General features: G+C 36.9%; 11 protein-coding genes. All 11 read left to right on the top strand.

Going from position 1 to position 12,292, the window contains the following annotated elements:
* The first annotated feature begins 5 nt into the window (after positions 1-5).
* Complete coding sequence (gene isdE / locus ACYQ73_RS04965) at positions 6-923, top strand: heme ABC transporter substrate-binding protein IsdE (RefSeq protein ID WP_460011423.1); 918 nt, start codon at positions 6-8, stop codon at positions 921-923.
* A 128-nt stretch (positions 924-1,051) separates the two neighbouring features.
* Positions 1,052-2,017: a FecCD family ABC transporter permease gene (locus tag ACYQ73_RS04960; protein ID WP_460011422.1), complete on the top strand. Its 966-nt coding sequence runs from the start codon at positions 1,052-1,054 to the stop codon at positions 2,015-2,017.
* A 6-nt stretch (positions 2,018-2,023) separates the two neighbouring features.
* Complete coding sequence (locus ACYQ73_RS04955; protein WP_460011421.1) at positions 2,024-2,794, top strand: ABC transporter ATP-binding protein; 771 nt, start codon at positions 2,024-2,026, stop codon at positions 2,792-2,794.
* A 12-nt stretch (positions 2,795-2,806) separates the two neighbouring features.
* Positions 2,807-3,565 carry a class B sortase gene (gene srtB / locus ACYQ73_RS04950; protein ID WP_460011420.1) on the top strand — a complete coding sequence of 253 codons (759 nt, stop codon included), beginning with the start codon at positions 2,807-2,809 and terminating at the stop codon, positions 3,563-3,565.
* A 426-nt stretch (positions 3,566-3,991) separates the two neighbouring features.
* Complete coding sequence (locus ACYQ73_RS04945; RefSeq protein ID WP_460011419.1) at positions 3,992-4,519, top strand: YceI family protein; 528 nt, start codon at positions 3,992-3,994, stop codon at positions 4,517-4,519.
* Between the two features lie 313 nt (positions 4,520-4,832).
* A complete protein-coding gene (locus ACYQ73_RS04940) occupies positions 4,833-5,759 on the top strand; it encodes an NAD-dependent epimerase/dehydratase family protein (protein ID WP_460011418.1) in 927 nt (308 codons plus the stop codon).
* A 427-nt stretch (positions 5,760-6,186) separates the two neighbouring features.
* Complete coding sequence (locus ACYQ73_RS04935; RefSeq protein ID WP_460011417.1) at positions 6,187-7,470, top strand: AAA family ATPase; 1,284 nt, start codon at positions 6,187-6,189, stop codon at positions 7,468-7,470.
* 93 nt (positions 7,471-7,563) lie between these two features.
* Complete coding sequence (locus tag ACYQ73_RS04930) at positions 7,564-8,139, top strand: RloB family protein (RefSeq protein WP_460011416.1); 576 nt, start codon at positions 7,564-7,566, stop codon at positions 8,137-8,139.
* 672 nt (positions 8,140-8,811) lie between these two features.
* Positions 8,812-10,455, top strand: coding sequence for a glycerol-3-phosphate dehydrogenase/oxidase (locus tag ACYQ73_RS04925; protein WP_460011415.1), 1,644 nt, complete (start codon positions 8,812-8,814; stop codon positions 10,453-10,455).
* A gap of 251 nt (positions 10,456-10,706) precedes the next feature.
* Positions 10,707-11,270: a glycerol-3-phosphate responsive antiterminator gene (locus tag ACYQ73_RS04920; protein ID WP_142510799.1), complete on the top strand. Its 564-nt coding sequence runs from the start codon at positions 10,707-10,709 to the stop codon at positions 11,268-11,270.
* 157 nt (positions 11,271-11,427) lie between these two features.
* On the top strand, positions 11,428-12,231 hold the full coding sequence (locus ACYQ73_RS04915; protein WP_460011414.1) for an MIP/aquaporin family protein: 804 nt from the start codon (positions 11,428-11,430) through the stop codon (positions 12,229-12,231).
* The last annotated feature ends 61 nt before the right edge of the window (positions 12,232-12,292 follow it).

The raw sequence follows: 12,292 nt of genomic DNA, 5'->3' as shown, positions 1-12,292 counted from the left end.
ACTTTATGCAAAAGAACTGGAAAAGTTGGTTGCTGATGATGGCGCTTATGTCATTACTTTTAGTAGTTGCTGGCTGTACCAATGGAGATAAACAAGAAGAAACAGAGACATCTACTGAGAAGCAATCAGTTAAAACAGCTGAAGAGAATGAACATCGTATTATTGCAGGTACGGTTGTTATTGCAGAAATTCTAGATAAACTTGATTTAGATGCTATAGCAGTACCTGAAACAGAAAAAACATTAGCAAAACGCTTTGATGGCCTCCCTACTATCGGCAATGCAATGGAGCCGGATATGGAGATTGTTAAATCATTAAATCCAACAGATGTGTTATCAGTGTCAACATTAGAATATGACTTACAGGACAAATTTGAGCAGTTAAAAATTCCAGTTAATTTTTTAAACTTTCAAAGTGTAGATGCCATGCTTACCGAAATTAAAACCCTCGGTGAACGTTATGATCGTGTAGTGCAAGCTGATGAGTTAGTGAATGGCTTGCAAAAAAATATTGATGCTGTACAAACAGTTGCTGGTAACAAAAAGGGACCTCGTGTACTAATTTTACTTGGCATTCCCGGTAGTTATTTAGTTGCAACTGAAAACTCCTATGCAGGTGATCTTGTGAAACGAGCAGGCGGTATTAATGTAATGGAAGGGCAGGATGCTGAATATTTGTCTTCAAATACCGAGTATCTGCACAATAGTAACCCTGATATAATTTTACGTTTATCACACGGTATGCCAGACGAAGTTGTAAAAATGTTTGACGAGGAATTTAAAACGAATGATATTTGGAAACATTTTAACGCAGTAAAAAACGGTAAAGTTTATGATCTAGAGGAAGAATTGTTCGGTACTACAGCGTCCTTAAAAGTGCCACAGGCTTTAGGACAGTTAATGGAAATCTTCTATCGTGAATAGTAATTAAAAATGTCGCTCATATCGCAAGCATTGTCTTGCTATAGAGCGATCTTCTATTTAGTAGAGAATCACGTGGGGTATGAAATGTACAAATAACATGATGGAGAAAAGAAAAAAGGAAGTCTAATATGACAAAAAAAATTGTAAGCTTTTCTATTGTAATTGTATTATTACTAGTTTCAGCAGTTTATGCTGCAACAACAGGTAGCATTAAAATGGGATTCTTTGAATTTATTGGTGCATTATTTGATAAAGGAAATAGTCAAATGGATGCTATCCGCGATTTGAGATTTCCAAGGATCATTGTTGCGCTATTTGCTGGTGCAGCACTTTCTGTTTCAGGGGTCCTATTACAATCTGTGATGCGTAACCCGTTAGCGGATGCAGGTGTTATTGGTATATCTTCAGGAGCGGCATTTGTACAGCTCTTTATTATTTCTTTCTTTCCAACATTATTTTTTATGACACCTGTATTAGCATTTATGGGTGGGGCATTTGCTTGCGCACTCGTCTTTGCATTGTCATGGAAGTCGGGCTTAAGTCCATTGAAGCTAATTTTAGTCGGAATTGCTATTAATGCAATGTTCACTGGGTTAACAGAGGCTTTCATTAGTTTAGGTGGCTCGTTGAATACTTCAGCTACCAGCGTTGTAGGTTCAAACTTAACAATGCGTACATGGAAGGATGTATCAACAATTGTTACTTATGGTACTGTCGGATTAATAGCTGCCTTTGCGTTATATAGCTGGTGTAATCTCCTAGTATTACAAGACAAAACAGCGAAAAGTCTAGGTTTTCAAGTAGCTCGTGCTCGTCTAATAATAGCTGCTGTTGCGGTATTATTATCGGCTGTTTCTGTTGTCGTAGCAGGAGTTATCTCGTTCGTTGGTCTGCTAGTGCCACATATTTCTCGTCGTTTAGTTGGGCACGATCATAAGGTGCTCATACCTTTTACAGCTTTAGCTGGAGCATTATTAATATTAGTGGCAGATACGATTGGTCGAACAATTGCTACACCACTTGAAATACCAGCTTCAACCATTATGGCGATTATCGGTGGACCATTCTTAATATTCCTATTACGAAAAGAGTGAGGAGACATGGAAATACAAGATATTATCGTATCGCATGATAATACTCGAAATCATTTAGATGGAGTATCGACAATAATTAAAAAGGGCAAAATCACAACGATTATTGGTCCAAACGGCTGTGGAAAATCAACATTATTAAGTGTTATGTCCCGTAACAATAGGCCGATTTCGGGGAATGTATCATTAGAAGACAAGGATTTGGTGCACTACAAGCCAAAAGAGTTTGCAAAAAAACTCGCAATTGTCTACCAACAAAATGATGTACCAAAGGATTTAACAATAGAAAAATTGGTGAGCTTTGGACGTTTACCGCATCATACAATGCTAAAAAGAAATGAAGAAGAAGATGCCAAAGCTATTGAATGGGCACTTACTTGTACGAATTTACTAGAAAAACGACATACCGATTTAGAGGCTTTATCAGGTGGGGAACGTCAGCGAGTGTGGATTGCTATGGCTTTAGCCCAACAATCTGAAATTTTATGTTTGGATGAGCCGACAACGTATTTGGATATTTATTACCAAATTGAGTTATTGGAACTTGTAAAATCATTAAATGAGGAGCATGGCTTAACAATCGTTATGGTGCTTCACGATATAAATCAGGCGATTCGCTATAGCGATCAGATCATTTTGATGAAAGCAGGACAAATAATAGCTGAGGGAGCACCACGCGACGTCATTACTAGGGAAGTTATTAAAGAAGTCTATGGGGTAGAAGCCGTTTTCAATGAGGATGAGCTGCTTGGATTTTACATGGTCCCCCTTAGAATATAGATAGGTGATATGATGAAAAAATGGACATCTAAGTTTTTAACATTTATATATTTAGCTATATTCTTATACTCAGGCTTTTCATTAGCCAAGTACTTATACACGTACTATGAGACTTCAAAATCACTGGAAGAAGTACAAACGATTTATCAATCAACGTTGGTTACTCTAGGAGATGAAGCTGTGGAAACCTCATCAACGCCATTTACGATCCGTCCACAATTCAATGATTTACTAACTGTCAATAACAATATTGTCGGATGGATTTCTACAGATGGGACAAAGCTCAATAATCCAATCCTACAAGCTGAAAATAATGATTTTTATTTAAATCATAATTTTAAAGATCGAGAAAGCCGGGCAGGTAGTGTATTTATGGATTATCGTAATGATGTGCACGATATAAACCGAAATACTATTTTGTACGGTCATGCCATGAAGAATAGTACGATGTTTGGGAGTCTTAAAAATTACTTAAATCAGCAATACGCAGATGAGCATCCTATCATGTATTTAGACACTCTGTATGAAGGCTATGACGTTGAAGTCTTTGCTGCTTATGAAACTACAATTGATTTTTATTATATTGAAACAGAATTTAAGAGCAATGATGCTTTCCTAAAATTTTTGGACGAGATCCAAGCACGCTCTGCAATCGAAATGAATGTAGAGATTGGGCCAGAAGACAAAATTCTTACACTATCTACTTGTAAGGATTCTGTCATGAGTGACGACCATCGTTTTGTGGTGCAAGGTAAATTAGTGAAACGCTAATAGATAAGCGGTTTCCCATTTCAATGGGGAGCTGCTTTTTTATGTAACCAAGAGCAGTTAGTAAAATGCCTGAGTCGGAGAAATTACTTGAGTAGCCTGAAAAACTGATCAGGTAAAGCCAATAACTGCTCGGGTAACCTGAAGACTGGATCAGGTAGAACTTACGACCTTCAGAAAAGGCTTGGTATCATTGATTTAAAAAAATATTTTCAAAAATAGCTTGACGTAAGTAAATTATTTATATATAGTAGGTTACATAAAGTAATCAATTACTTTTCGTAACTGCTATCAACTAGGATGTACAAAAGAAGTAACTACAAATGTTTATCCCTTAAAATTTTGGGGAACATAATTCATGTAGTTGCTTCATATTATAAAATATATCTCGAATTCGAGATAAAAACAACCCAATTGGAGGAATTTATAATGGCAAAATGGAACATTGATTTAGGACACTCAGCAATTAACTTTCAAGTAAAACACATGATGGTATCAAAAGTAAAAGGTGTATTCGATACTTATTCAGCAGATATTGAAGCGGCAGATCTTGCAGATTTAACAACAGCAAACATTAGCTTTACAATTGATCCAGCTAGCATTAACACACGGAGTGAAGATCGTGATAATCACTTAAAGGCAGCAGATTTCTTCGATGCTGAAAAATATCCGACAATTACATTCAAGTCTACAAACATTGCAAAAAAATCAGATGATGAATATGCGGTTACGGGTGATTTAACAATTAAAGACGTAACGAAATCAGTAACATTTGATACTGAATTTAATGGTAAAGGTACAAATCCATGGGGCCAAGAAGTTTATGGCTTTGAATCTACAACATCAATCAATCGTGAAGATTTTGGTTTAACTTGGAATGCAGCGTTGGAAACTGGCGGTGTTCTAGTTGGGAAAGACATTAAAATTACAGTTGAACTTGAAGTAAACCCAGCTTAACTTCTTTCAGTTGCAATAGAGGAACTCAGTCAAAGAACGCCACGTCCTGTGGCAACGACTGAGTGACCAACATCATGTTGGCCCAAATCCTCCGGCGAATGTCACAGAATCGGCTTTGTGCTAGTACAAAGCCGATTCTGGACGCAATTATGCCGAGGCATAATTGGTTTTTGTAAAATGTGCTCGAATCATATCGGGCACATTTTTTTTATAATTAAAAAGATTGCCAAAAAATACCACTACAAATAGGTTACTTGCATAATTTTAGTAATTACTGCATATAAAACATCATATTGTTTTTGGGGGCGATGGGATGAATGTATTAGTGACAGGCGGTTATGGTTTTATTGGTAGTGCAGTGGCGAGGCGTTTTTTTAAAGAGGGTGCAAATGTTTATATTATTGATAATTTAAGTACCGGTCATTTACGCAATGTCGACTTTGACCATAAATCTTATCTTTTGAATGTGGAGGATGAAGTTTGTGAGCATCTTTTTAAAGAAACATCATTTGATGTGGTCATCCATTGCGCAGCACAAACGAGTGTGCAAAAATCGGTGCAAGAGCCAGTGAAGGATGTTTTAACGAATATTGTAGGCCTTAGTCAGATGCTCTTCTTATCGTCAAAATATAAGGTAAAGCATTTCGTTTTTGCCTCGTCAGCAGCTGTTTATGGAGATAGTCACTATCCACCATTAGAAGAAACAGATGTTAGTGAGCCGATTTCGATGTATGGATTAAACAAAAGTATAGGTGAGACATACTGTGAAAAATGGCAAAAAGATTATCGTTTACCAACATTAATTTATAGATTTGCTAATGTATTCGGTCCAAGGCAATGTATGCAGGGGGAAGCGGCGGTTATTCCTAGCATGTTAAAAAGCAGTATGGAAGGAAAGCCCTTTACGATTTATGGAGATGGAGAGCAAACACGAGATTTTATATATGTAGATGACATTGCAGATGCTATATACGCTGGTGTACAGGCAAGATTACAGGGCATTTATAACGTATCAACGAATGAGGCATGGTCGATTCATCAAGTTATTTTATTGTTACAGCATTTAAATCATCCTTTAGAAATTCAATATGCTCCTGCGAGAGAGGGAGATATTGAGCATTCGTTTTTAAATAACGCTAAGTTGGCGAAGGCGATAGGATGGAGACCAAAAACTACTTTTGCGGAAGGCATAGAGCGTACATTGCAAGCATTTCAAAATGAAAAGATAGTGGGAATTTAATTAAATTATAAAATTGTACAGGTTGTCACATTTATATTAGTTGACTTGGGTGATTAACGAAGCGGAAATCAACCCCACGTAATTGTGATGAATTCATTATACTTTGAAGATTTATCGGAACAAAATCTCGTTTTATCGGAACAATTTTAGCTTTTATCGGAACATTATCTCGTTTTATCGGAACAATTTCAGTTTTTTATCAATGAGCTCAAAATATGTAGATGATTAAGTGTAATCTTTGACGATTTACCCTGCTCTAGAGGGGAAATCGTCTTTTTATATTTACAATTACTTATTAAGAGAGAACCTATCTTTTATCAGCAAAAAATTGTGAATGGCAACCTTGGTATTGCGCGGGGTAATAGGTGTTTTTTTACGCCTATAGTATAATTAAAGGAATGTTGCGGAATTGAAAGGGGGCTTATAAATGCTGGTAGATTTCAGAGTGAAAAATTGTTTAAGTTATAAGGATGAAACACTATTTTCAATGGTGGCCGGAAGCCGTATTCGTAAATTAAAGGACACACATACGATGAAATTTGACTCATTTCACCTTGTAAAAAGTGCCTTTATTTTCGGACCAAATGGAAGTGGAAAATCAAACTTATTCACTGCTATTAAAATTTTACGTTCTTTATTGTTTAACTTTGAAAATCTTAATAATGTTAAACAACTTCGCTTGCCCTACCAGCCGTTTAAGCTAGGAGGTCAGCAAGAACAACCGACAGAATTTATGATTTCGTTATTACTAGATGGGGTACTGTACGATTATGAGGTACAGTATAATGCATCGCAGGTTCTTTACGAAGGCCTAACTAAAACGACAAAGTCTCAGAAAGCGCAGCTCTTTAATAGACAATGGGATGGCACAGAATATTTGTATGAAACTGTCCACAGTTCTGCGCTAGAATTGACAAAATATACGCGTAATAATACAGCTTTCTTATCGGTATTAAATGTCTTTAATGACCCAGATGCTACGAAAATATTTGATTGGTTTTTACATAAAATACTGTTTTTAGATGAAGCAAATCGGTTATCAAGTCATCCACTTATTCGTAAACTTGAAGAGGAGCCCTTTAAGAAAGAGGTCATAAAGTTACTAAAGATTGCAGATTTTTCTATTCAAGATGTGACGGCAAGACGCGTTGAGCGAAGAGAGAAAAATACTATTGGCTATGATTTTGACACTTCAGAGGTTATTCAAGAGGTGGATATCGATTTGCACTATTTATCGTTCGATGAAGCAGGTGCGCCAATCGGGACAGAAACGATCAATTGGACGATGGATTCAAAGGGGACAGTCCGTATGCTGCATTTAGCATGTGTCATGGTCGATGCATACAATAAAGGGAAGACAATCTTTATAGATGAATTTGACACAGCATTTCATGTGTCCATCTGCGAATTTTTAATGGCCATTATGAACAGCAAGCGTAATGTTACGAATCAATTTGTTGTCACAAGTCATGAAATTGATTTATTAGATCAGCCACTACGTTCCGATCAAATATGGTTTGTGAATAAAAGCTTTAAAAATGAATCCGAGTTATACTCCTTATTTGATTTTGCAGATTTACAGAAGAAACGTGGCGATATTTCCTATGCCAAGCGTTACTTAAAAGGAGAATTTGGAGCTACACCGATTATTAATGAATATTTATCAGATCAATATTTAACTTCTTTCAGCGGAAATCTCCCACCTCTATAGGTGATGAGATGAATGCGGCTTTTCAGCGGTTATCCAAACGTCCGCTACAATTATGACAGGGCATAATTAATAGGAAGTGGAGGTATCTGAGCAGTGAGAGTGCGTCAACAAGGGAATCGAACACTGCGTAAAACCGTTTTAATTTATTGTGAAGGTGAAACCGAACGCATTTATTTTGAGCAAATGCGTATTTTAAAGCGCTCAAAAATGGTAAGTGTCAAAATAAAAAACGTCAAGCGTTCGGCTATTAAGCTAGCCCAGCATGCCTATCGAGATTCAAGTTACCAATATTCTGATGAGGTTTGGATTGTTTTTGATAAGGATGATTTAACCGAAAGGCAATTAGAGGAAGTGAATGACTTTTGTGAGGACAATAATATTCATATTGCCTATTCAAATGAAGCATTCGAATTATGGCTATTGTTGCATTTTGAAGAAGTCGATCTATCTGAAAAGTATCCTCGTGCTGTATTAAATGACAAGATGGAGCAGCATCTTGAGGTAACACGTTATTTTCGTCATAAAGCGGATGAATCAGTCATTGCACCTATCGCACTTCGACATGAGGTTGCTATTAAAAATTGCACAGATATGATGGCACTTCGTAAGACAGAAAGCCGTGACAATCCTTATTGCAACATACATGAAATGATTCAATACATATTTTAACTTCTTTCAGCAAAAAAGTCGTTCTTAGAGGATGTTAGCCTAAAATCATCGCATCCATGCGATAACGGCTAACTGACCTGCATCGTGCAGGCCTAAGCACAAAGCCGATTCCGGACGCATTGTTTATGTGCGCGAAAGCGAAGCGTCAGCTGCAAATGTTTTCTGTAGCGAAAGCGAAGCGTCAGCTACAATTATGCCGAGACATAATTGATTGCTAATAGCAGTTTTCCGTCACTTAATGGAGAACCTGCTGTTTTTATATCTCGAAATATGGGGATAACAATTATTAAAAGTATGACATATATTAAGTTGATTGAAGTGGAACTTTTTCAATGCGACGAATACAACTAAAGTTTATTTTATCTTCCAATAAATAAATAAATAAATAAATAAATAAATAAATTTGTCGTACTTGGGAATAATATCTGAAGCCATGACAATTGAACTGTACATATGACACGTCCCTTAACCTATAAATGATTGAAAAGTGTATGGTGTAATCGTAATTTTTCTAAACGATCTACCTTGCCTTTTCTTTCTAAAAAGACTACAATGAAATTAAGTTAATATACTAGGTTTGAGCGATTGAGAGACCATTAAAAACATATGTACATTTGTACATGTGCTTTTAATGGTCTCTTTTTTTCGCTTTAAATAAGGAGGAATTTCATTATGAGTACAGCTTCAGCAATACAACGTCAACAAACGATTGAAGAATTACAAAGTAAAGAATACGATTTATTGGTGATCGGTGGTGGGATTACAGGTTGTGGTATCGCACTTGATGCAATTGCTCGTGGACTATCTGTAGCGCTAGTTGAAATGCAAGACTTCGCCGCTGGTACTTCTAGTCGTTCGACAAAATTAGTGCACGGTGGACTTCGCTATTTAAAACAATTTGAAATAAAAGAGGTTGCAGATTTAGGAAAAGAGCGTGCGATCGTTTATGAAAATGGACCGCATGTAACAACTCCTGTTTGGATGCTATTACCATTCCATAAAGGAGGCACATTCGGTAAATTTTCAACGAATATTGGTTTACGTGTCTATGATTTTTTAGCAGGGGTTAAACGTTCTGAGCGTCGATATATGTTAAATACTGCAAAAACAATGGAAAAAGAACCTTTAGTCAAAGGTGAGGACTTACGCGGCGGTGGTGTATATGTAGAATATCGTACAGATGATGCACGTCTGACAGTCGAAGTTGCCAAAGCTGCTATCGAAAAAGGCGCTACACTTATTAATTATACAAAGGCAGAAAACTTTGTATACAATGACCAAAAGAAAATTAATGGTATTGTAGCACAAGATTTAATTGCCCATAATACGTTTGATATTCGTGCAAAAAAAGTTGTGAATGCTGCTGGTCCATGGGTAGATGAGGTTCGTAATATCGAAGGAAAACAAAAAGGTAAACACTTAATTTTATCCAAAGGTGTGCACATCGTTTTTGATGAATCTAAATTCCCATTACGTCAAGCTGTCTATTTTGATACACCTGATGGTCGTATGGTGTTTGCGATTCCTCGAAATGGGAAAACGTATGTTGGAACGACAGATACATTTTACGAAGGCGATGCCCGAGAAATGAATATCCATCAAGAAGATCGTGATTATATTATGAAAGCAATTCATTACATGTTTCCAAAAGTTAACGTCACTGATGAAGATATTGAATCAAGCTGGGCAGGCGTTCGTCCATTAATTCATGAGGAAGGTAAAAATCCATCTGAAATTTCTCGTAAGGACGAAGTATGGGAATCTGCTTCGGGTCTAGTGACAATTGCTGGCGGTAAATTAACAGGCTATCGTAAAATGGCTGAAACAGTTTTAAATATGATTGCGCAAGATTTAGAACAGCGATTCGGCATTGCATCAAAACCATGTTATACAAAGCAGATTCATATTTCCGGTGGAGATGTTGGGGGCTCCCAAAACTTACAGGCCTTCGTGTCGAAACGAACAAAAATGGGTGTTGATATCGGATTATCAGAAGAGGAAGCAAAACATTTAGCACATCATTATGGTTCTAATGTGGATACTGTTTTTGAATATGCTAAAGAAAAACATCCTGTTTTACCACAAGGGCTATATGCTCAGCTACTGTACGGTATTCATCATGAAATGGTTGTTCATCCAAACGACTTTATGATTCGTCGTACAGCATATATGTTCTTTAATATCGCCCTTGTAATACAATATAAAGACGCGATATTAGATGAAATGGCAAAACAATTACATTGGTCTACTGAACAACGTACACAATATGAAAAAGATTTAAATATAGAAATAACAAGAGCTACAACTGCATTATAATAAAAAGGAAGGTCGTCGTAACGGCGACCTACTTTTTAACTTATTTCAGCGGGTGTCCAAACATCCGCTGAAAAAGAGGAACTCAGTCTAAGAACGCCACGTCCTGTGGCAACGACTGAGTGACCAACATCGTGTTGGCCTAAAGCCTCCGGCGGGTGTCATGGAAATCGGAAAGGAGTGCTTTGTTCTAGCACAAAGCCGATTCCGGACGCAATTATGCCGAGACATAATTGATATAAAGGGGAAATCAAATGAATTTCAATAATCAACAAATTATTCCCGCTGCACGAACAGTTAAGCAATTTGATGAAATATTAAATAGTCGATTCGAATACATTGTTCTATTAGAAGTGCATATTAGTTTGCTCATGTCAATAAAACGAGAAGCAGATCGTAACGGTAAAAAATTAATTATTCATGCAGATTTAATTCATGGCTTAAAAACGGATAATTTTGCGGCAGATTTTTTATGTAATGATATCCGTCCAGCAGGTATAATTTCCACACGATCTAATATGTTAATAAAAGCAAAATCTCGTGGGATTATTGCCATTCAGCGCGTCTTTTTAATTGATACGATTGCACTAGAAAAAAGCTTTTCAATGATTGAATCAGCGAAGCCGGATTATATTGAATTATTACCAGGCATCATTCCTTCAATGATTTCAGAAGTACACCAGCGAACAAAAATTCCTGTTATTACAGGTGGACTAGTTCGCACTGTTGAAAGCATAGAGGAAGCGTTATCAGCTGGAGCAGTAGCTATTACAACATCGAATAAGAACTTGTGGGAAAATTTCCAAAAATATTGTTGACTATGTATATTATTTTCTCTACAATGTACATAAGTTAAAAAGCGCGTGGTTAGGAAAAGGAACCCACATTTATACAACTGCATTACAACGTGCAGGTTGTTTAAGTGTGGGTTTGTTTTTTTTACTAAGTGCACTATTACAAAGGGGGGCTTCTTGTATGTCAACATTTACAGCTGAACTTGTCGGCACGATGATTCTTATTTTATTCGGTGGTGGCGTTGTTGCAGGTGTATCACTGCACAAATCAAAAGGTTTTGGCGGTGGATGGGTTGTGATTACATTCGCTTGGGGTCTAGCTGTGGCTATGGCTGCATATGCTGTTGGTGGTATTAGTGGGGCTCATTTAAATCCTGCTTTAACGATCGCGCTTGCTACAATCGGTAATTTCCCGTGGGAAGACGTACCTACTTACATTGCTGCACAACTGATTGGTGCATTTTTAGGTGGGGTACTCGTTTATTTTATGTATTTACCACATTGGAAAGGTACGAAAGATCCGGAAGCGAAACTGGCTGTATTTTCTACAATGCCTGCTATTAGACATCCATTATCAAATTTAATCTCAGAAATGATTGGTACATTTATACTTGTTTTAGGTATTCTAGCATTAGGAACAAATACAATTACGGATGGTTTAAATCCATTTCTAGTTGGTATGCTAATTGTAGTCATCGGGATGGCATTAGGGGGTCCTACTGGTTATGCAATTAACCCTGCACGTGACTTAGGTCCACGTATAGCTCACTTTTTCTTACCAATCCCAGGTAAACGTGACTCAGGGTGGTCATATGCATGGATTCCAGTTGTAGGTCCAATTATCGGTGGTACATTTGGTGCTCTATTCTTCCAACAAATTTTTGAGGGGAAAAATAGTATCACATTTTGGGTGTTTGCTATTATCGTAGTCATTATTTTTATCAGTGCTCAAATGACAGTGAAAAATGTTAAAAGTGAAGAGTAAATCAATTATGCCTCGGTATAATTGTTGCTGTCGCTTCGCTTTCGCTACAAAAAATAATTGC

This window comes from Lysinibacillus sp. CTST325 (genome assembly GCF_054665055.1).
The sequence above is the reverse complement of the archived record's forward strand: the minus strand, read 5'-3'. Positions and strand labels throughout refer to the sequence as shown.